Consider the following 21,392-nt stretch of genomic DNA (forward strand, 5'->3'; position numbering starts at 1 on the left):
ATGCCATGAATCAGACCCATTCGGCCGCCCCCTCGGCAGCCCGCTACTTCGACCTGATGGTCCCCAACTACGCACCGGCGGACTTCGTGCCGGTGCGCGGCGAGGGCGCGCGCGTGTGGACAGCCGACGGTCGCGAGCTGATCGATCTCGGCGGCGGCATCGCCGTCAATAGCCTGGGCCACTGCCATCCCGAACTGATTGCGGCGCTCACCGAGCAGGCCGGCATGCTCTGGCACGTCTCGAATGTCGTGACCAACGTTCCGGCGCTGGCGCTGGCGGAGAAACTGTGTGCGGAGACTTTCGCCGAGCGCGCCTTCTTCTGCAATTCCGGCGCCGAAGCGAACGAGGCCGCACTCAAGTTGGCGCGGCGCTACGCCAGCCTGAAGCACGGCGAGCACAAGCACGAGATCGTGAGCTTCTCGAATTCCTTCCACGGCCGGACACTGTTCACGGTCAGTGTTGGTGGCCAGCCGAAGTACAGCGAGCATTTCGGCCCGCTTCCCGGAGGCATCCGCCATCTGCCCTACAACGACATCGCCGCCGCCGAAGCCGCCATCGGTCCGCAGACCTGCGCGGTGATCGTCGAGCCTCTGCAGGGCGAGGGTGGCGTGATGCCAGCCGACCCGGCTTTTCTGGCGGCACTGCGCGCGGCCTGTGACCGGCACGATGCGCTGCTCGTCTTCGACGAAGTGCAGTCCGGCGTCGGCCGGACCGGCAGCCTCTACGCCTACATGCAGACGGAAGTGACACCCGATGTGCTGAGCACGGCGAAGGGGCTGGGCGGCGGTTTTCCTATCGGCGCGATGCTGACCACTGCGGAGATTGCCGCTTATCTGCCGGCTGGTACGCACGGCACCACTTTCGGCGGCAACCCGCTCGGCTGCGCGGTAGCCAAGCGCGTGCTGGACATCATCACCGAGCCGGACTTCCTGCACGGCGTGCAGCAGCGTGGCCTGGCCATGCGCGCGGCGCTGCAGGACATGGCGGCGCGCCACGGCATCTTCGCGGGCGTGCGCGGCAGCGGTCTGCTGCTGGGGGCGGTGACGGCCGAACCCTGGCGCGGGCGCGCCGGGGAGATCGTCAGGGCCGGTCAGGCGGCCGGCGTCTGGTGCCTGGTTGCCGGCCCCGATGTCGTGCGCTTCGCGCCACCCTTGAATATCGACGAAGCCGAGCTGCAGGACGGTCTCGCCCGACTGGACAGCGCGCTGTCCAAGCTGAGCTCAGCGGCCTAGGCGGCGCATCAGGCGCTGCCCGCGCCATTCCAGAACGACGCCGTCGCGGGCGATACGCGCGATGCGCGCGCCGTTGGGCAGGCTGTCGCCCTCTACGAGACGGCGGCCGTCCACCCGGATGAAGCGCTCCTCGGCCTCTGGTGCCCAAGCGTGTACCTGGATCGTGAAATCGGGCATGCCGGCGCTGCGCGTGCTGGGTAGATCGCTTGCCTCGCTGGAAGCGCTCGATGCCGGGATCTTGGTTTCCGAGGGGGCCTCCCCGGGCGTCTGAAAAACGTCACGTGGTTCTAGGCTGGTCTCGCTGCTGTTGTCGACGGTTGCCGGCGTCGGCGGTGCGGTTTGTTCTTGCTCCGCGAAAAGTGCGTCCAGGTTCTGGATGCGCCCAGCTTCATCCAGGCGCGCTCGTGGCAGCTCGGGTGCGTCAGACGAGAGCTCGGCGGGCGCGGCCGGTGGCGCAGGCGTGGGCGCCTGCTTCGTCTGCGGTGACGGAGCTGGCGGCGCGGTAGCGATGGGCGGCAGAGGCGTCGTAGAGGACGCAGTTGAGGACGCGGGGGGCGCGCCATCATTCCGGGGGGCCAGCTCCCGATAGGCGAGCACGGCCGCGACCGCGAGCAGGAGTGCCCCGATAATCGATAGCCACCGCCTGTGATTTGCGCGCGGGTGATTGCTGCGTAGCGGGCCGGCGATCATGCCTCGGTCCGGCGGCTTGCCGAGGCGACGCTCGTCCTCGGCGCGGCGCAAGGCTTCCAGGATATGCGACATCAGCCACCCTCCGGGCGCAAACGCGGTCCGTCATCCGGATGCAGCTTCTGCATCAGCATGAGCCGCGTCTTCTCGCCGACATGGCCGTCAACCTTCAATGCCTGGCTGCTCTGGAAGGCCTCGACGCGATCGCGCAGAGCGTTGTCGAAGTCCGACGCGGCCTCGGTGAGCATCGGCTGCTCCTCAATTTGAGCGAGGCTGCGGCGCAACCAGCGTACGGCCTCACCGCTGTCGCCCGGCCGGATCACTCCTTCCGGGCCGTAGTCACGCCAGAAGAGCAGGAACTCGCCGCTCCAGAGTCGATCGAGCGCCGCGCGCGGCACCAAGGCGAGGCGGTCGTCAACGACGATCTCGGCGTGCGCATCGAAGAGCCGGCGCAGAAGGGCGTAGCGCTGCTCGCCGTCGGGCTCGACCAGCGTAAGAATGGCGGGACGGTCGTAGCGCCCCAGCGCCGCCCAGTCATTGCGCTCGCGTAGGCAGCGAAGTTGGGCATCGCGGATCGCCTCGCAGACCGGCTGCTCGCCGTCGAGGCGGATGGCGGCATCCCACTGGCCGAGCAGCAGAGCGACCTGCTCTCCGAGTGAAGGCAGGCCGGCGAGCATGGCCGCGGTGTCGGTAACGCGCGGCATGCGGAGTGGCTCGATGGCGGGCTCATCAACGCCGCGCGAGTCGGGATCGGGGCTCTCGGTAACGGATTCGGGCGCGGTCGGCGGCGTGGCGGGGGGCTCCGGTCGAGGTGTTTGGGGGGCTTGGGGCGTCACCGCTGCGGCGTCCACTTGCGCGTCGGGCGCAGCGTTCGGCGCGGGGTCCAGGCTCCACCACCAGGCGGAGGCGATCATGCCGGCGAGTGCCACGCCAGGAACCCAAGGCAGTGCGGGTCGCCAGCGCTGCCAGGCCGAGGTGCCCGGCCGGCGGCCGTGGCCGAGGCTGCGCGCGGCCTCGGCTACTCGTGCGGCGCTGACTCGCGCCTCGTTGGCCCCGTAGGCGGCGAGCAGCGCGCGGTCGCAGAGCACATTGATCAAACGCGGCACGCCGCCCGAATGGCGGTAGACGGCGCGCATGGCCGCCGCGTCAAAGATGGCGGCCTCGCCGCCGGCTACGCGCAGGCGGTGGGCGATGTACTCGCAGGTCTCGTCACGGCTCAGCGCAGTGAGATGGAAGCACGCGGTGATGCGCTGTGCCAGCTGGCGCAGACCGGGCCGAGCCAGCAACTCGTCGAGCTCGGGCTGACCGATCAGCATGATGCGCAGCAGCTTCTGCTTGCTGGTCTCCAGATTGGTCAGCAGGCGCACCTGCTCCAGCAGATCCTCCGAGAGGTTCTGTGCCTCGTCGATGATCAGCACCGTGCGCCGATTCTGCGAGTGCGTGGCGAGCAGGTGCCGGTTGAGCGCGTCGACCAGGCCCTTGAGCGAGATGGGTTCTGCATAGGCGACGTCCAGCTCGTCGCAAATCGACTGCAGGAACTCCGGCGCGGTCTGGCGCGGGTTCAGGATCAGCGCAACGTCGACCTCCGGCATGCGCTGCTCCAGCAGCGTGCGGATGACAGTGGTCTTGCCGGTGCCCACCTCGCCGGTAAGCTGTACGAAGCCACCCGACTCGCCGGTGCCGTAGAGCAGATGTGCCAGCGCCTCGTGATGGCGCGGCGACAGATACAGGAAGGCCGGATCCGGCGTGATCGAGAACGGCGGCTCGCGGAAGTGGAAGAAGTGCGTGTACAAGGTCGGCGCCCGGAGCGCCCTCCGGGAAGAGCGAAGAGATGGCGTCCCTGGCAGGATTCGAACCTGCGACCTGCCGCTTAGGAGGCGGCCGCTCTATCCGACTGAGCTACAGGGACCGGCAGCTGCACAGGATAACGGTTCGCAAATTCGCTGGTAGCGGCGTGAGCGGTCCGATTCGGCCGATGCAATGGCTTGTGGCGGCCGGCCAGCACCCGTAGTATCCGGCGGAATACAATCACGAAATCAGCGTGCAAGGGGATTCGATGCGCAAGCACGATGTTCGGAATCTGGGCGGGATCTTCCTGCTGTCCATCTTTGCGGCCGCCTGTGGGGGGGACGCCGAACTCGGTGGGCCGGGCGGCGATGACGATACGGACGACGACACCACCGTCAGCAGCATCGTTTTGTTGACGAGCAGCACGCAGCTTCCTTCCAGCGCCAGCGTTGCCGAGGATGGTGTCGAGCTGACGGCCATCGCCAGGAATGCTGGTGGCACTGTGGTGGAAGGCGCGACGATCAGCTTCGGCGCTAGTTCCGGCGCCACGCTGCAGGTGCTTGATGCGGAAACGACGGAAGCCGGCCGCGCTTCGGCAATTCTGACGACTCCCGGCGATGCCCGCAATCGCAGCATCACCGTTACCGCATCCGGAGGCGGGGCACAAAGCAGCCAGACGGTGGATGTGGTGGGAACCCGATTGGAAATATCCGGGCCGCAGGCAATCCGCCCTTCGGCGAGCGAGTCCTTCGAGGTGCGTCTCGTTGATGCAGCCGGGCGGCCGATTTCGGGCCAGCGTATCGATATCGGCTCGTCAAACGGCAATACAGTTGATCCCGCATCCGTCACCACGGATGGTACCGGCCGCGCGAGCGTTACCGTCACTGCAACGGTGCCGGGTGAGGACACGCTGAGCTTCGAGGGTTTCGGCTTGAGCGAAGAGGCGAGCTTTCTCACCTCCCGTTTCCAGATCGAGTTCCTGGATCCGGAGGAGGATCTGGAAGCCAGCTTTCAGGATGACGTCGATATCGAGGTCGAGATCAGCGAGCAGGGTAGCCCGGCGGTTGGCGAGAATGTTGAGTTCTCTGCGACGCGTGGGGATCTTTCGGCTCTGAGCGGTCAGACCGACGCGCAGGGTCGTGCCCGAGTCACGCTAAGTTCGCAGAGCAGCGATGGTGCGGGCCCGGTGTTGATTACCGCCAAAGGTCCCGAAGGCGACGAAAGCGTGGAGCGTTCGCGCCAGATTGAGTTGGTCAGTACCATGCCGGAGTTCATTACCCTGCAGCCTGAGCCAGCGACCCTCGGTCGTAACGAGGAGTCCGTCATCACTGCCCGAGTGACTGACGGCGACGGTAATCCGGTGAAGAACGAGACAGTTCGGTTCTCGCTCTCGGATAACTCGGCCGGCGGGATCACGGTTGGTATTGCTACCACCGATACGCAGGGTATTGCTCGTACGACTTACCAACCCGGTGAAACGGGATCTGACACCGAGTCCGTGGTCGTCACGGCGAGCATCGGTGACCCTGAGATCGCTAGCGATGACGTAAATCTGACGGTGCGCGCCGCGCCGCTTTTCATCGTCCTGGGCTCGGATAACCAAATTTCGAAGAACGGCGAGGATGCCACTTATTCGAAGATCTACAACGCGATCATCACGGATGCCGCGGGGAATCCGCCCCCGGAGGACACCGAGTTTCGCTTGACCTTGCGTTCGCTGGAGTATCAGAAAGGGGCTTACACGCGAGGCGCCGAGCGCTGGATCCAGGTGACGACCGTGGACAGTAGCGATCCCTTCTACGGCACGCCGAATCCGGATCCGGCACGTGAATTTGGGCCCTATTTCGGGCAGGGGCCCTTCGGTTGCCGCTCGGAGGATCCGCTGGGCACCGGCGATCTCAACCGGTCGGATGATTACAACGGCAACGGCAACATCGATCCGCCGGCGGTCGCCAGCGCGCCCAACACTGCGGAGATCAACGAAAATGGTGTAGCCAGCTTCGAGCTGCGCTGGGCGCAGAGCGTGGCGCAGTGGGTGCTGGTGCGGCTCAGCGTTACGGCGCGGGTGGACGGCACCGAGAGCACACGTCGACTTGATTTCACGCTTCCGGTGGCGGCCGAGGACGTCAACGATCTCGACATCACGCCCCCTAACCTCATCAGCCCCTTCGGCACCGCCGACGAGTGCGTGAATCCGAGTTGAAGTGGCTCCGCAGGCGACCGCTGCGCGCGGTCGCCGTCTAGCGGTCTTCCTGGCGGGTCATCCAACGTATGGATAGGCCGTGGCCGAGCCCGATAATCAGCGCGGCCAGCCCGGCGAAGAACCAGCGCTCGGCCTCGCGCTTGGGGCGCTCGTGTACGCCGCGAATCTCCGCCTGAAGGCGCTGCTCCAGCGCCTGGCGGCGCTCGCCCTGGATAGGGCTGAGGTGCGGGCCGCGGCGCTCTTCCAGCGCTTCCAGCTGCTGGATCGCTTGCTGCTCGATCTGCCGTTCGCTCATCGGCTCGAAGCGATAGAGCGTTTCGCCGTGATAGGCGACTAGCCCTCCACCCACCGCAACCAGTAGTAGCGGGATCGTGTAGGGATTGCGTCGGCGCAGCATGCGGATTCCTTGATCGGGCAGGTGCAAAGGGTTGCGGGAGCGGGCAGCATACTTGTCCGTCCGGACATATGTCCCCGCTGGCACTATCCTCGGCGATGCACTTGGCTGCCGTTTTTCAGGTGGGGATCAGGCCCCCGAGCCACGCACGATATCCAGGTTGGGGCGCCTCAGTATTTCCCGCGCGCGCCGCAGCTGGGGCGGCAGGCGGGTTACACCGATAGTGCCGGCGTCGACGGCATTAGTGCCGATGCCGCCGAGGATTGCGCCGACGGTGACCAGAACGCCGACAGCGCGTCCTTCCTGGTCGAGCACACCGGCGCCAGAGTCGCCGGGCGTGGCGACTCCGGTCAGTATGATTTGGTCGGGATTGGTCATGGACAGCGCCAGCGCGCTGCGAGCAGGGAGCAGCTGGCCGGTCACCAGCCCGCTGCCGTAGTAGCGCAGCACGGTGGGGCCGCTGCTCAGTTCCTCGTTGATGCCGGTCGGGCCCCCAAAGTGGCAGCTGCTAGGGTTCGACGCTACGCCGTTGGCGATGCGGATCAGGGCAAAATCCTTGGGTGGGGAAAGCACGGCGTAGGCGAAGCGCCCGATGCGGTTGCCGTTGATATCGAACGCCTCCGGCCCGGAACCGGTGTGCCAACTCGTTTCGCCGGCATCCTCGCCGCCGAGCGCGCTCTCGCCGAGTACACAGTGGCCGGCTGTGCCGATGTACTCAGTGCCGGCACCGTCGCGGTAGACGAAGTTCAAGGTGCACTGGCTGCCTCCGACGAAAACGGCAGCACCGGGGCGCACGCCCTCGCAGCGACTGATACCTACGGGAGCGGCATCCCGGGGCGCGGGCCCACTGCTACTGTCGGCCATCGGGGCGCCGTCGCTGGATTGGTCAGTTTCCGGCCCGCAGCCGGCGAACAGGGCAACCGTCAGCAGTGACAGGATGCTTATCGTGTGTCGTTTCATTGTGGCCTCCCCGCGGCGCGACGCGCTTCGCTCCCTTTCGGCGAGAGGGTAGCGCTTTGGCAGATATCCGGCATAAGGGCTCGGCAAACGGTGCCGCATTTTTCGTCGGTTTCCCGGTTTGCGATGCAACAGGATCGGCTATGGCGCTGCATACTAGAGAGTGCCGCGCGCATGTTGTCAGCGCGTTCTGATACCGCGAGCATGGGAGATACAGGGATGAGCGGGCAACAGGAGATCGCCGCGTGGCTGGAAGGGCGCAGCGGCCTCTTCGCGCTGTTCCATATCGATGTGCGCGCCATGCGCCGCGTGAATCTGGCATTCGGCCTGGATCATGGCGACGCCTTGCTCGCGGCAGTGGCCAAGCAACTCGAGAGTTGGATGCAGGGTGAGGGGTACCTGGGCCGACCCTGGGGGGGAGAGTTCAGCCTGATTCTGGCGGTGGACAGCCCCATGGACGCCATCGAGCAGGCATCGAGAATGCTGCAGTGCTTGCAGGAATCCCCCGAGCTCGGTGCGCTGTTTCCGGTGGATTTCGGCGCCCTGAACCGATATGCCGTGGGCGTGGTCGTCATGCGGTCGGAGGATTCGGTGGACGCGAGCCTGCGCGCGGCAATGGCTTCCTGTGCGGAGGCCAAGCGTCGTGGTAGCAGTGAGGTGGTCTTCCACGCGCCGGATCAGCTGCGGCGCGGAGCGATGGAGGAGGATCTGCACAATCTGCGATTGCTGCAGCGCTGCCTGCAGGAGGGGCAGCTGGAGGTGCACGCGCAACCTATCGTGCGCCTGCAGGAACGGGGTTTTCCCATCGCCAAGGCAGAGATGCTGGTGCGCCTGGATCCGCGCGACGCCTTCGGCAAGGCGCCGCAGCACTTGCTGGAGACCGCGCGTTCGATGCGGGTAATGCCGGATGTCGACGCCTATATCGTGCGTCATGCCATTGATGCTCTGCGTGAGCATCCGGGTGTTTTGGCGGCGCTGGATAGTGTGTCGATCAACCTCTCGGCGCAGACCTTGATGGACGCGCCAACGATGCACGCCATCTTCGCGATGGTTACGGGCTCCGGCATTGCTGCCAGCAAGCTCGCCTTCGAGATCACCGAGACCGAAGCCGTGGAGCAAATGGAGGAGACACGGCAAAAGATCGAGAATCTGCGCCGCCTCGGCTGCCGCTTTGTGCTCGATGACTTTGGCGTCGGCTATTGCTCCTTCGGCTATCTGAGTCGCTTGCCGGTGGACGAAGTGAAGATCGACGGGCTTTTCGTGCGCGAGATTGATGAGCGCGTGGAGAATGAGCTGATCATTCGCGCCATCCATACGGTATCCGCGGCCACTGGCAAGAAGACAACGGCGGAGTTCATCGAAAACGATGAGGTCGCGCATCGGCTGCGGGGCATTGGCATCGACTATGGTCAGGGCTGGGCGTTTCATCCGGCGATGACGCTGCAGGAACTGGAGAAGCTGCTGTGACGACAGGGCAGGGTGGTTGCTGTGGCCAATCGAGCTAGTTCGGGCGCCAACGGGGCAGGGGCTGCGGCGGAACCGACATCACCCGTCGTCGGGCTCGCGCTGGGCAGCGGCTCGGCGCGAGGGTGGGCGCATATCGGCATCATCCAGGCGCTGGAGGAGATGGGCGTGCGTCCCAGCGTGGTGGCGGGGACGTCCATCGGCGCCTTGGTCGGTGCCGTCTATGTGTCAGGGCAGCTCGACGACTTCGCGGCCTGGGTGCGCAAGCTGACACCGCGCGATGTCTTCAATCTCATGGACATCAAGTTCGCGGGCGGGGTCGTCAAGGGCGAGAAGCTTTTCGGCTTTTTCCAGGATGGCTATCGGAATCCGAACATCGAGGACCTGGAGCAGCGCTACGCCAGCGTTGCGACCGAAATGAAGAGCGGACGCGAGCGCTGGTTCACGCGTGGCCCGATCTTGCCCGCCGCGCGCGCATCCTGCGCGATTCCCGGTGTCTTTTCGCCGGTGAAGATTGAGGGCCGATGGATGCTCGACGGCGGGTTGGTCAACCCCGTGCCCGTTTCGACGGCGCGGGCGCTGGGTGCCGACGTCGTCATTGCCGTGAATCTCAACGCCCAGCTCGTGCGCGCGCATCTGTCGCGCGCCAGCCGCGAGCAGGCGCGCCGGCAGGCGGAAAGCCGCGGTGATATCGGATTCCTGGAACGCGCGCTTGCCTACTTCTCGAGCAACTACGGGGATGACGATGGTGACGATCCGGGGCTCTTTGACGTTATTGCTAACAGCGTCAACATCATGCAGGACCGCGTCACCCGCAGCCGCATGGCCGGGGACCCGCCCGAAATCACCCTGAATCCCTTGCTTCCTGACTTCGCCTTCATGGATTTTCATCGCGCCGACGAGGCCATTGCCGAGGGGCGGAGACTCATTGAGCAGCATGCCGAGATCATCCACGCATGGGTGGGGGAAGCCGAGCCGGAGCCGGATTCCTGAGCGGGCGCTTGGTAGCGGGCTGAGAGGCAGGTATCGTGCGCGAAACGAGCGCCGCGGGTGCCGTAATCAATTGATCAAGGAGACGCTATGACCGAGGAGGCCGCGAAGGCGACCCATGTGCATTGCCTACTGCACTGGGCCAATGCCACGCCTGATGAGATCTTCCTGACGCAGCCTTATCCCGACGGGCGTTCGGAGGACATCAGCTGGGCGCAGGCGGCCGACCAGGTTGCTCGCGTTGCAGGGCACCTGCGCGCGCTGGATTTGCCGCCCGGCAGCTGCATCGCGCTGCTCGGCCGCAACTCGGCGCACTGGATCCTGGCGGATCTCGCGATCTGGATGGCCGGTCACGTCACGGTACCGCTCTATCCGACCCTGAATGCCGAAACCGCCAACTACGTGCTGGAGCACAGCGAATCGAAGCTGCTCATGCTCGGAAAGATGGATGGCTCCGCGGACGGTTGGAATGAGCTGAAGGACGCTCTTCCGCAGGACCTTCCCGTGATCTCGCTACCCATGTCGCCACGAGAGGATACGCCCAGCTGGGAGCGGATCTGCCAGGAGACGGAGCCGGAGAAGGAGCCAAAGCTACCGGGTGTTGATGACCTGGCTACCCTCGTTTATACCTCGGGGAGCACCGGGCGTCCTAAGGGCGTTATGCACAGCTTCCGCACGATGCTGCAGGGGGCGCATGGTCTGTACGAGATCTTCCCGGTCGACCAGAACGACCGCATGCTTTCCTACCTGCCGCTGGCGCACGTTGCCGAGCGTGCCGCGGTCGAGACCTCCGCGCTGTATTTCGGCTTCCACATCTATTTTGCGAACTCGCTGGATACCTTCCAGGAGGACCTGCAACGCGCGCGCCCGACGCTCTTCTTCTCGGTGCCCCGTCTCTGGATGAAGTTCTATCTCGGCATCTGCGAGAAGCTGCCGCCGAAAAAGCAGAAGGTTCTGTTCAGCATTCCCATCCTCTCCGGACTGATTAAAAAGAAGATCCTCAAGCAACTGGGTCTTGAGCATTGTCGGGCTGCGCTCACCGGCGCTGCGCCGCTGCCGGGCGAGATCGTCTCCTGGTACCGCAAGCTCGGGCTCGAGCTGCTTGAGGTCTACGGCATGTCCGAAAACTTCGGCTACTCGCACGCCAACCGGCCGGGCCGGGCGAAGATCGGCACGGTGGGCGTACCGAACCCGGGTGTCGAGTGCCGTATCGACAAGGAGACCAGCGAGGTGCTGGTCAAGTCGCCGAGCCAGATGCTCGGCTACTACAAGAACGAAGAGAAAACCAAGGAGGACCTCACCGAGGGCGGCTTCCTCAAGACCGGCGACATGGGCGAGATCGACGGCGAGGGTTATCTGCGCATCACCGGCCGCGTCAAGGACATCTTCAAGACCGCCAAGGGCAAGTACGTGGTCCCGGTGCCCATCGAGAACCGCTTCAACCATCCTAAAGTCGAGGTGGTCTGTGTCGCCGGTGCCAATCAGCCCCAGCCTTGCGCCCTCGTTCTGCTGTCGGACGAGGCGCGGCAGGAACTGGCATCCGGGGGCGACCGTCAGCAGCTCGAAGCCGAGCTGGAAGCGCTACTCACCGAGGTCAATACGGGCTGCGAGGACCACGAGAAGTTGGCCTGCATCGTCATCGTCAAGGAGCCCTGGACCATGGATAACGGCTTCCTGACCCCGACCATGAAGATCAAGCGCAACGTCATCGAGAGCCATTACCAGAACCGTTTCGATGCGTGGTACGAGCAGAAGAAGAAGGTCGTCTGGGAGTAGGCGCCCGACCGGCGCAGGACGGGCGCTGGCCCGGCTGCGCTAGACGGTGAAAACGAAGCGTTCGCGGGCAAAGCGCAGGCGCGGGTAATAGACCCCGTTGGCCGCGCGCTCGCCGGCGCCGATGATCATGGGGATGGAGGCGCTCGCAGGCAGCTTGAGCATGCGGGCGACGCGCGACTCATCAAAGCCCTCCATCGGGCAGCTGTCGAAGCCATGGGCGCGCAGCGCCAGCATCAGGTTCTCGGCAGCCAGCGCCGTGCTCTTCACGGCCCAGACCTTCATCTCATTGGTGCTGAAGGGGCCACGGATCATCGGCCGGAATTGACCGATGACGTTCGTGACGACGCCCTTGGCGATTCCCAGCGCGCCCAGCGGGCCCTGGCTGTACATCAGCGGGACCAGCTTGCCGTAATAGTCGCGGACGACCTTCGGTATCTGTCCCTCTGGCCAGCTCGAAAGATTCAGGCGAGCGTTCTCCAGGTAGGTGTCGGTGCGCGCGACCACCACGATGAGCTCGGCAGCCGTCTTGGCGGCGTTCTGACCGAGGCAGGCGTCGATCACCAGCTTGCGGGCCTTCGGACTCTGCACCTTATAGAAGGCCCAAGGCTGCAGATTCGAGGAGTTGGGGGCCAGCATCGCCATGTCGATGCAGTCGTCCAGAACCTCGGCCGGGATCGGGGTATCCGTGAAGCGCCGCACGGAGCGACGCGTCAGCACGGTCTGTCGAAAGGCCTCGGTTTCGATCGATGGCGGTGTCGGTTCGATATGGCGCTCGGGCTTCGATGCCTTTCGCGCCGCCGAAGCCGGCTTGCCAGCGCGTTTGCCGCCGGCAGATTGCCCGCTGGTGGATTTTCGGGGAGATGGGCTCGCCATGTTGCTCGTTTCCGGGTCGTGAAATGACGCGGGAGCATAGCGCCCCGCATCGGCACATGGCGGGTACGTCCATCCTGACACGGCTTTGTCAGGAACAAAGCCGTACGGACCCGCGTAGCGGAGGGCTGGGTACAAGGATGCCAGCACGATTTTGTCTGGAACAAAATCGCGCGCAAGCCCGAAGGGCTAGGTACAGGAGGTACCTAGCAACCTACGACGAAGTCGTAGGTGAGAGCCCCATGAAGCGCAAACAAAAAATCCCGGCAAAAAGGCCGGGATTCTCAATAACTGGCTCCGCGAGTAGGACTCGACCGTTTTGTCCGGAACAAAACGGCGCGGAGCCGCGTAGCGGCGGAGCCCGGAGCGAAGCGGAGGGCTGAGTACAGGATGTACTCAGCAACCTACGACGAAGTCGTAGGTGAGAGCCCCATGAAGCGCAAACAAAAAATCCCGGCAAAAAGGCCGGGATTCTCAATAACTGGCTCCGCGAGTAGGACTCGAACCTACGACCCAGTGATTAACAGTCACTTGCTCTACCAACTGAGCTATCGCGGAAGAGGCGCGCATTCTAAGGGGCGGTGCGCTTGCCCGCAAGGCTTGCCGCGGCCCTCATTCACGCAGAAGCTCGCCGAGGCGCTCGACCGCCTTGTCGAGCACGCTTTCGGCGGTGGCGAAGGACAGACGCATGCAGCCGGGCGAGCCGAAGGCCGAGCCCGGCACCAGCGCTACCTTGGCCTTGTCGAGAATGTGGTTGGCGTAGGCGACGTCGTCGTCGAAGCCCGCGGCGTGCATGGCTTCGGAGAAGTCGGGAAAGGCATAGAAGGTGCCGTCACCCGCGTGGCAGTGCACGCCGGGCAGCGCGGACAGGCCGGCCACCAACTTGTCGTGTCGCGCCCTGAAGGCGGCGGTCATTTCAGCGACGCAGGCCTGATCGCCCTCGAGCGCGGCGATGGCGGCTTCCTGGGCGATCGAGGTCGGGTTCGAGGTCGATTGCGACTGGATATTCGCCATGGCGCCGATGAGCCATTCCGGGCCGGCCGACCAGCCCAGGCGCCAGCCGGTCATGGAGTAGGTCTTGGATACGGCGTGGATGACCACCGTGCGCTCGTAAAGCTCCGGGCAGGCGTTGATGATGTTGGCGAAAGGCTCGTCCGCCCACAGGATCTTCTCGTACATGTCGTCGCTGGCAATGACGATGCGCGGATGACGTAGCAGCACCTCGCCCAGCGCGGCCAGCTCGGCGCGCGTGTAGGCCATGCCGGAAGGATTCGACGGGCTGTTGAGGAAGAGCAGCCGCGAATTCGGCGTGATGGCGGCTTCCAGCGCCTCCGGCGTCATCTTGAAGCGGCTCTCGGCTGTGGTCGGGATGATCACCGGCTCGCCATCGGCGAGCAGCGCCATATCCGGGTAGGACACCCAGTAGGGCGCCGGGATCAGCACCTCGTCGCCAGCGTTGAGTAGCGCCTGGCAGACGTTGTAGCAGGCCTGCTTGCCGCCCACCGAGGCGAGGATCTGCGATGCTTTGTAATCCAGGCCGTTGTCGCGCGCGTGCTTGGCGATGATGGCCTTCTTCAGCGCTGGCGTGCCGCCCACCGGGGTGTACTTGGTCTTGCCGTCGCGCAGCGCGCGAATGGCGGCCTCCTTGACGTGCTCGGGCGTGTCGAAGTCCGGCTCACCCGCGGCCAGCGAGAGTACATCCTCGCCGGCGGCGCGCAGCTCAGCGGCCTTGGCGGTTACGGCGAGGGTGGGGGAGGGCTTGATGCGCGTGACGCGCACGGCAAGTGTCGTATCCAAGTGCAGGCCTGCGGACAGAGAAGGGGTCGGCGCGCAATAATACCCGGCTCCCATTCCGGCTTCACGGTGCGATGAGCGACGACAGCAAGCAGGAAGCAGCTCCGAGCGGTGAGGACAAGGTCGTCCGCCTGCAGCGCCGGCGTGACAGCCGCTTCGCGCTGGAATCCGACTGGCCGCCGGCCGGCGACCAGCCGCAGGCCATCGAGCAGCTCGTGCAGGGACTGAATGATGGCCTGCTGCACCAGACGCTGCTGGGCGTCACTGGCTCCGGCAAGACCTACACCATCGCAAACGTCATCAGCCAGGTGCAGCGCCCGACGCTGATCATGGCGCCGAACAAGACGCTGGCAGCGCAGCTCTACGGCGAGTTCAAGAGCTTCTTCCCGAACAACGCGGTGGAGTACTTCGTCAGCTATTACGACTACTACCAGCCGGAAGCCTACGTCCCCAGCACCGACACCTTCATCGAGAAGGACAGCTCGATCAACGATCACATCGAGCAGATGCGGTTGTCCGCCACCAAGGCGCTGATGGAGCGCCGGGACGCCATCATCGTGGCCTCGGTCTCCGCCATTTACGGTCTTGGTGATCCCGAATCCTACTTCAAGATGGTGCTGCACGTGGTTGTCGGCGACCGCATGGATCAGCGCGAGGTCATCCGGCGGCTGACCGAGATGCAATACACGCGCAACGACACGGAGCTCAAGCGCGGCACTTACCGAGTGCGCGGCGAGACCATCGACATCCATCCGGCGGAGTCGGAAGAGCAGGCTGTACGCATCGAGCTCTTCGACGACGAGATCGAGACTATCAGCTACTTCGACCCGCTGACCGGCGAGGTCTACCAGAAGGTGCCGCGCGCGACCATCTACGCCAAGTCGCACTACGTCACACCGCGCCAGCGCCTGCTCGACATGTTCGACAGCATCAAGCAAGAGCTTCGCGACCGCCTCGCACAGTTCCGCGAGAACGACAAGCTGCTGGAAGCGCAGCGTCTGGAGCAGCGCACGACCTTCGATCTGGAAATGATCCAGGAGATCGGCTACTGCTCCGGCATCGAGAACTACTCGCGCTACCTCTCCGGGCGCGCGCCCGGCGAGCCACCGCCGTGTCTTTTCGACTATCTGCCGCCGGATGCGTTGGTGGTGATCGACGAGTCGCACGTGACGGTTCCGCAGATCGGCGGCATGTACAAGGGCGATCGCGCGCGCAAGGAGACGTTGGTCGAATACGGCTTCCGGCTGCCTTCGGCGCTGGACAACCGCCCGCTGAAGTTCGAGGAGTTCGAACGGCTGGTGCCGCAGTCGATCTTCGTGTCGGCCACGCCCGGCCCCTATGAAGCCGAGCACGCCGCGCAGACGGTCGAGCAGGTGGTGCGGCCCACTGGTCTCGTCGACCCCGCCGTCGAAGTCCGCCCCGTGGGCAGCCAGGTCGACGATCTACTGAGCGAGGCGCGCATCCGGGCCGACCGCAGCGAGCGCGTGCTTGTTACGACGCTCACCAAGCGCATGGCCGAGGATCTGACCGATTATCTGCACGAGAACGGCGTCAAGGTCCGTTACATGCACTCCGACGTTGATACCGTCGAGCGTGCCGAGATCATCCGCGACTTGCGCCTAGGGCATTTCGACGTCCTGGTGGGCATCAATCTGCTGCGCGAGGGGCTGGATCTGCCCGAGGTGTCATTGGTGGCCATTCTCGACGCGGACAAGGAAGGTTTCCTGCGCTCCGAGCGCTCATTGATCCAGACCATCGGTCGTGCCGCCCGGCACATCGAGGGCAGGGCAATTCTCTACGCCGACAGCATTACCAATTCGATGCGCCGGGCCATCGACGAGACCGATCGGCGTCGCGACAAGCAGCTGGCGCACAACAAGTCGCAAGGCATCACCCCGCAGGGCATCCGCAAGCGTATCGATGATGTCATGCACGCCGGCTACGAAAAGGCCGTCGAAGGTGGCACCGAGCGGGGGGCGAAGGTCGCGGAAGCGCCGGCAGGCTACCGACGTGTCCCTCCCGAGAAGCTGGGCCGCAAGATCGCCGAGATGGAGAAGGAGATGTACGCCGCGGCGCAGAATCTGGAGTTCGAGAAGGCCGCTCGGCTGCGTGATGCGCTGCACAAACTCAAGGAGGACGGGCTCATCAGCGCTGCATAAGCCGGATGCTGGTGTGCAGCGAAATGACGCGACTGTGCGCTGATATCGAGAAATTCGCCCGATTCGTTACATCAGGGAACTGCTGCCGCTCTGCGCGCCGATAAGCGTGTCGGTAAGATGCGCGCCCGTCACTCGCCCTCGGAAGCATCATGCGCTACCTGCTGACCGCGCTCTGCGGCATGTTCCCCCTCGCCGCCGCCGCTGCCGAGACTGCCTCGGCGCCGCTGGACATGACCCAGACCACCGTCGGCATCATCGCGCTCATCGTCTTTGCCTTGGCCTATGTGCTGGTGGTCATGGAAGAGTGGCTGCACCTGCGCAAGTCGATTCCGGTGCTGCTGGGGGCGGTCATCATCTGGGGCATGATCGGTGCGACCTACGCGCAGATAGGTAATACCGAGATCGTTGGCGACACCGTCCGCCACAGTCTCGTCGAGTACGCCGAGCTCTTCCTCTTCCTGCTGGTGGCGATGACCTATATCAATACCCTCGATGAGCGCGGCGTCTTCAACGCCCTGCGCGGCTGGCTGGTATCGCGCGGGTTTTCGCTGCGCACGCTTTTTTGGCTGACCGGCCTTATCGCCTTCTTCCTGTCGCCGGTTGCGGACAACATGACCACGGCGCTGGTCATGGCCTCGGTCGCCATCGCCGTCGGCAGCGGACATCCGAAATTCGTCACGGTGGCCTGCATCAATATCGTTGTTGCGGCCAACGCCGGCGGCGCCTGGAGCCCCTTTGGCGACATCACTACCCTGATGGTTTGGCAGAAGGGCGTATTCCCTGCGCACGAGTTCCTGGTGCTCTTCTTCCCGTCGCTGGTCAGCTGGCTGATTCCGGCCGTCATCATGTCCACCCAGGTGCCGAAGGCCACGCCCGAGCCGCTGGCCGTGCGGCCCGTGATCCGCTACGGCGGCATCGTCGTTTGCTTCATGTTTCTCGGCACCATCGCGTTGACCGTAACCCTGCACGCCGCGCTGCACCTGCCGCCGGCCCTGGGCATGATGGGAGGGCTGGGCGCTCTGATGCTGACCAGCTATGCGCTTAATCGTGTGGGCAAGCGCGGCGCCGAGGACGAGATGCACCACCAGTTCATCGACCAGGGCGGGTTGAGCGACGCCGAGGGCAGCGACCCGCACCGACCGCGGCGCCTGAATACCTTCAACCAGGTAGCGCGCTCGGAGTGGGACACCCTGCTCTTCTTCTACGGGATCATCATGTGCGTGGGCGGCCTGGGCACCCTGGGTTATCTCGCCGTGGGCTCCCAGATGCTCTACGGTGTGCTGGGCCCGACGGTAGCCAATGTGTTGGTCGGGATCATCTCGGCGGTCATTGACAACATCCCTGTCATGTTCGCGGTGCTCAGCATGTTCCCGGAGATGAGCGACGGACAATGGTTGCTGGCGACGCTGACCGCCGGAATCGGCGGCTCGCTGCTGGCCATCGGTTCGGCGGCGGGCGTTGCAGTAATGGGCACTGCGCGTGGCTATTACACCTTCTTCGGCCATCTGCGCTGGTCATGGGCCATCGGCCTCGGCTATGCCGCCGGCATCTGGGTGCATTTCCTCATTAATGGCGAGTACTTTGCGCCCGGCTGTTGCTAGCCGGGGCGCGCCTCTATAAACTGCGCGCTCTGCAGGCGCGTAGCTCAGCTGGTTAGAGCACCACCTTGACATGGTGGGGGTCGTTGGTTCGAGTCCAATCGCGCCTACCAAGCGTAGGAGAAGCCCCGTTCGCCGGGGCTTTTTCGTGTCTGGCGCTGGCGTACCGAGGCGTGGATTTTTGCCGCACCGACCACTGCTTCGCTCCGGGTTTCGCGCGCAACTGCCTTCTGTGGCTTCGTCGAGTCCACTTGCGCCTACCAAGTCGTAGACGAGGCCCCGCTCACTGGGGCTTCTTCGTATTCGGTACGGGGATCGGGGATGAGTGGGAGTAGCTGCACGAACGTCTTCCGCCGCATGGACGATGTACTGGCTGTGGGCGGCTACTTGTTGGACGCCCATCAAGGCGAGGAGCGTCACAGCGTCGGAGCCATGCGTTGGCTCGTCGGGTCGCGCCATGCGAGCGAAAGCTGCGGCGCGACGGCTTCCCGGGGTTCTGTTGGCCGAATGCGGTGATAAACTTGCGACACAGACTAAACGGGCGCGTGGCGTCCGGGCTGCGAGTCTGAACACGCCATTTCCCTATCCGCGCGCCGCCGGCAGGCCGAGCGCCGCATCAAGACTGGAGTAGCTTGACGATGGACGAAAAGATTCTTGCCGACACCGCTCGCAGGATGGTGGCCCCGGGGCGTGGCCTGTTGGCCGCCGACGAGTCCACCGGCACCATCAAGAAGCGCTTCGACTCGATTTCTGTGGAAAACACCGAGGAGAACCGGCGCGCTTATCGCGACCTGTTGTTCACCACGGTGGGCGCCGAGGATTACGTCAGCGGCGTGATCCTCTTCGAGGAAACGCTCTTCCAGAGTAGCGCTGACGGTACCCCCTTCCCCAAACTGCTCGCTTCGCGCGACATCATCCCGGGAATCAAGGTCGACAAGGGCGCCAAGCCTTTGGTCGCTTGCCCGGGCGAGACCGTGACGGAAGGCCTCGACGGCTTGCGCGAGCGGCTGGAGAAGTACCGCGAGGCCGGGGCGCGCTTTGCCAAGTGGCGCGCGGTAATCACCATTGGCGAGAACATGCCGAGCGACTGCGCCATTGATGTCAACGCGCACGCGCTGGCCCGCTATGCCGCGCTTTGCCAGGAAGCCAACATCACGCCAATCGTCGAGCCGGAAGTGCTGATGGATGGTGACAACAGCAACGAAGTCTGCGAGGCAGTAACCACACGCGTGCTGGAAGCCACTTTCGCTGCCCTGCGACTGCAGCGCGTGCTGCTGGAGGGCATGGTCCTCAAGCCGAACATGGTACTGCCGGGCAAGAATTGCCCGCAGCAGGTCGATGTGCAGACTGTGGCGGCCGCTACCGTGCGGACCCTGCGACGCTGCGTGCCTGCCGCGGTACCGGGTATTGCCTTCCTTTCGGGCGGGCAGTCGGACGAACTGGCCACGCAGCATCTGGACGCGATGAACAAGATGGAGGGCGCGCCTTGGTCGCTGACCTTCAGTTATGGGCGCGCACTGCAGGCTCCGGCGCTGAAAGCATGGGCGGGGCAGTCGGGGAATGCCGAAGCCGCGCAGAAGGCTTATTTTCACCGCGCCAAGCTCAACGGTTTGGCAGCTACCGGCCGCTATAGCGAGGCCATGGAAGAAGCGGCCTGATCGACGCGGCCCGGGCCAACTGACTGCATTCCTTGGCCTCGGCGATGAGCGCGGATCGCATCGCCGAAGCCCTGCGCGCCTCTGACATTTTTGCAGGCATCGGGCGCGTGGGGATGGCGCGTGTTGTGCGTGCCTGCAGCCTCCAGCGCCTGCCGGGTGGCGAGGTGCTCTACGAGCAGGGCACTTCGCCGGACGGCCTCTACCTAGTCGCGCACGGACGCATGCGTGCGGAGCGGCGCGACGAGCATGGTGTGGTACACGTGCTCCGCGAGCTGCGTGCCGGGGACACGATGGGCGGTCTCTCGCTGATGGCCGGCAAGCCGCATCGCGCGACCTTGCGCGCGATGCGTGACACCGAGGTGGTGTGTATCGGCGAAGCAGCCGTCGAGCGCTTGCTGTATCGCCACCCGAACTTCGGCCGCGAGGCGGTGCGCCAGTGGCTGCGTGCTGTTCTCTATACCCCGCCACCGCGCACTGGCGACGAGCGGCGCAGCGCGCGAACACTGGCAGTCGTGCCGGCGCATGAAGGTGCACCGGTGGAGGTGGTCGCAGACGCACTACTGACCTCCCTGCGCGATCGCGGCAGCGTCGTACGCAGCGATGGCCAATGCATCGACGGGCCGGATACGCTGCGTCAGTGTGATCGCGACCTCTCCGATGATGAGAGCGTGCCTCTTCTGGACGGGCTCGAGCGCGACTACCGCTTCGTGGTTTACATGGCGCGGCATACGGATGACGCTTGGTGCGCGCGTAGCCTGCGTCAAGCTGATCGCATCATTGTGGTGGCGGCCTCCGGCATGGCCGCGAGCAGCAGCCCGCTGACGCGGCATCTCGCGGGACTGCGCGGCAAGGCCGAGCCGGAGGTGGTCATCGTCGGCAGCGGGGCCAGCGACCCGCTGGCGTGGCGGGCGCTGGTGGGGGCACGCATGCACCATCGGGTGCGGGTCGGCGAGCGCGCCGGATTTGATCGCATGGTGCGCCTGCTGACGGGGCAGGCAATCGGCGTTGCACTCGGTGGCGGTGGCGCGCGCGGATTCGCGCACATCGGGTTGCTGCAAGCGATGGAGAAGCTCGGGCTGCAGGCCGATCTCGTGGTGGGTACGAGCATGGGGGCGCTGATCGGCGCGCTCTCCGCCACAGGGCGTGACGCGACACAGGTACGAGCGGTGGCTCACGATATGTTCGTGGCGCGCAACCTGCTGAACGACTTCACACTGCCGCGTGTCTCGCTGATTCGTGCGCGGCGGGCGCGCCAGCATCTGGAGCAGATATTCGGCTCCACGCGTATCGAGGAGATGCGCGGTTACTTCGCCTGCACGACCACGAATCTGACCCGTGCCCGCGCCGAGATTCACGACCGTGGTCTGCTCGCGCACTGGCTCGTCGCGAGCATGTCGGTGCCCGGGGTTGCTCCGCCGGTAATCTATAACGGCGACGTCCTCGTCGACGGTGGCGTGCTCAGTCCGGTGCCCTCCGGTCTGCTCGCCGATCTCGGCCGTGGACCTGTGCTCGCTTCCGATGTATCGGCGGACGAGCGCTTTGGCGCTGGCTCCGGAGAAGGCGGACTGCGCGCGGGCGAGGACGTCAATATCTTCCGGGTGCTCTACCGTACCGCCACGCTGTCGACCGAGGAGGAACTCGAAGCCCGGGCCGCACGTACCGACTGCTATCTGCGCATGCCGGTGTCGGGCGTTGGCATGTTCGAGTGGGAGCGGCTCGATGAGCTCGTGGATCGCGCCAGAGCGCACGCTGAGGAGCGGCTTGAGCGCTGGCTGAGGGAGGTCGAAGAGGCCGCCTGAAGTCGCTGCCGAAGCGTAGCGAC

The 21,392-nt window shown here is 65.0% G+C and carries 15 protein-coding genes and 3 tRNA genes; 10 read left to right on the forward strand and 8 right to left on the reverse strand.

Translation table 11 applies throughout. The features are described from left to right. Nucleotides 1-5: 5 nt before the first annotated feature. Nucleotides 6-1,232, forward strand: coding sequence for an acetylornithine/succinyldiaminopimelate transaminase (locus tag U743_RS05875; protein ID WP_043771338.1), 1,227 nt, complete (start codon nt 6-8; stop codon nt 1,230-1,232). On the opposite strand, the gene U743_RS05880 is transcribed toward U743_RS05875, so the two are convergent. The 3 genes from U743_RS05880 to U743_RS05890 form a co-directional block, all read right to left on the reverse strand. After that, nucleotides 1,221-1,994, reverse strand: coding sequence for a general secretion pathway protein GspB (locus U743_RS05880; protein ID WP_043766331.1), 774 nt, complete (start codon nt 1,992-1,994; stop codon nt 1,221-1,223). The genes U743_RS05875 and U743_RS05880 overlap by 12 nt on opposite strands. Further along, nucleotides 1,994-3,712, reverse strand: coding sequence for an ExeA family protein (locus U743_RS05885; protein ID WP_043766335.1), 1,719 nt, complete (start codon nt 3,710-3,712; stop codon nt 1,994-1,996). The genes U743_RS05880 and U743_RS05885 overlap by 1 nt, the downstream gene beginning before the upstream one ends. Before the next feature lie 39 nt (nt 3,713-3,751). Then, nucleotides 3,752-3,828: transfer RNA gene (locus U743_RS05890), tRNA-Arg, on the reverse strand. A gap of 147 nt (nt 3,829-3,975) precedes the next feature. Between U743_RS05890 and U743_RS05895 the strand changes: the two genes are divergently transcribed. After that, nucleotides 3,976-5,910 carry an Ig-like domain-containing protein gene (locus U743_RS05895; RefSeq protein ID WP_043766337.1) on the forward strand — a complete coding sequence of 645 codons (1,935 nt, stop codon included), beginning with the start codon at nt 3,976-3,978 and terminating at the stop codon, nt 5,908-5,910. A gap of 37 nt (nt 5,911-5,947) precedes the next feature. Here the strand turns inward: U743_RS05895 and U743_RS05900 are convergent, their stop codons facing one another. Together U743_RS05900 and U743_RS05905 are read right to left on the reverse strand one after the other, a co-directional pair. Further along, complete coding sequence (locus tag U743_RS05900; protein ID WP_043766340.1) at nt 5,948-6,307, reverse strand: hypothetical protein; 360 nt, start codon at nt 6,305-6,307, stop codon at nt 5,948-5,950. 126 nt (nt 6,308-6,433) lie between these two features. Next, nucleotides 6,434-7,264, reverse strand: coding sequence for a chymotrypsin family serine protease (locus tag U743_RS05905; protein WP_043766345.1), 831 nt, complete (start codon nt 7,262-7,264; stop codon nt 6,434-6,436). Nucleotides 7,265-7,480: 216 nt separating this feature from the next. Between U743_RS05905 and U743_RS05910 the strand changes: the two genes are divergently transcribed. The 3 genes from U743_RS05910 (at nt 7,481) to U743_RS05920 (ending at nt 11,491) form a co-directional block, all read left to right on the forward strand. Then, nucleotides 7,481-8,728: a GGDEF domain-containing phosphodiesterase gene (locus U743_RS05910; protein ID WP_043766347.1), complete on the forward strand. Its 1,248-nt coding sequence runs from the start codon at nt 7,481-7,483 to the stop codon at nt 8,726-8,728. Nucleotides 8,729-8,749: 21 nt separating this feature from the next. Next, nucleotides 8,750-9,718: a patatin-like phospholipase RssA gene (rssA, locus tag U743_RS05915; RefSeq protein WP_052367588.1), complete on the forward strand. Its 969-nt coding sequence runs from the start codon at nt 8,750-8,752 to the stop codon at nt 9,716-9,718. A gap of 87 nt (nt 9,719-9,805) precedes the next feature. Continuing rightward, the gene (locus tag U743_RS05920) at nt 9,806-11,491 is read left to right on the forward strand and encodes an AMP-binding protein (RefSeq protein WP_043766349.1); all 1,686 of its coding nucleotides are present in this window, start codon (nt 9,806-9,808) and stop codon (nt 11,489-11,491) included. Between the two features lie 39 nt (nt 11,492-11,530). On the opposite strand, the gene U743_RS05925 is transcribed toward U743_RS05920, so the two are convergent. From U743_RS05925 to U743_RS05935, 3 genes are all read right to left on the reverse strand, one after another. Next, the gene (locus U743_RS05925; protein WP_084191392.1) at nt 11,531-12,364 is read right to left on the reverse strand and encodes a nitroreductase family protein; all 834 of its coding nucleotides are present in this window, start codon (nt 12,362-12,364) and stop codon (nt 11,531-11,533) included. Nucleotides 12,365-12,843: 479 nt separating this feature from the next. Continuing rightward, nucleotides 12,844-12,919: transfer RNA gene (locus U743_RS05930), tRNA-Asn, on the reverse strand. Between the two features lie 54 nt (nt 12,920-12,973). Next, nucleotides 12,974-14,158, reverse strand: coding sequence for a pyridoxal phosphate-dependent aminotransferase (locus tag U743_RS05935; protein WP_043766350.1), 1,185 nt, complete (start codon nt 14,156-14,158; stop codon nt 12,974-12,976). Nucleotides 14,159-14,229: 71 nt separating this feature from the next. Between U743_RS05935 and uvrB the strand changes: the two genes are divergently transcribed. The 5 genes from uvrB to U743_RS05960 all read left to right on the forward strand — a co-directional run bounded on the left by uvrB (nt 14,230) and on the right by U743_RS05960 (nt 21,369). After that, nucleotides 14,230-16,314, forward strand: a complete 2,085-nt coding sequence (gene uvrB / locus U743_RS05940; protein ID WP_084191393.1) for an excinuclease ABC subunit UvrB — start codon at nt 14,230-14,232, stop codon at nt 16,312-16,314. Between the two features lie 149 nt (nt 16,315-16,463). Continuing rightward, nucleotides 16,464-17,915: a sodium:proton antiporter NhaD gene (gene nhaD / locus U743_RS05945; protein ID WP_052367589.1), complete on the forward strand. Its 1,452-nt coding sequence runs from the start codon at nt 16,464-16,466 to the stop codon at nt 17,913-17,915. 33 nt (nt 17,916-17,948) lie between these two features. Beyond that, a tRNA-Val gene (locus tag U743_RS05950) sits at nt 17,949-18,025 on the forward strand. 525 nt (nt 18,026-18,550) lie between these two features. Beyond that, complete coding sequence (locus U743_RS05955; RefSeq protein WP_043766354.1) at nt 18,551-19,570, forward strand: class I fructose-bisphosphate aldolase; 1,020 nt, start codon at nt 18,551-18,553, stop codon at nt 19,568-19,570. A gap of 44 nt (nt 19,571-19,614) precedes the next feature. Beyond that, the gene (locus tag U743_RS05960) at nt 19,615-21,369 is read left to right on the forward strand and encodes a patatin-like phospholipase family protein (RefSeq protein WP_043766356.1); all 1,755 of its coding nucleotides are present in this window, start codon (nt 19,615-19,617) and stop codon (nt 21,367-21,369) included. Nucleotides 21,370-21,392 lie beyond the last annotated feature (23 nt).

Origin of the sequence: Algiphilus aromaticivorans DG1253, assembly GCF_000733765.1 — a bacterium.
Lineage (GTDB): Bacteria > Pseudomonadota > Gammaproteobacteria > Nevskiales > Nevskiaceae > Algiphilus > Algiphilus aromaticivorans.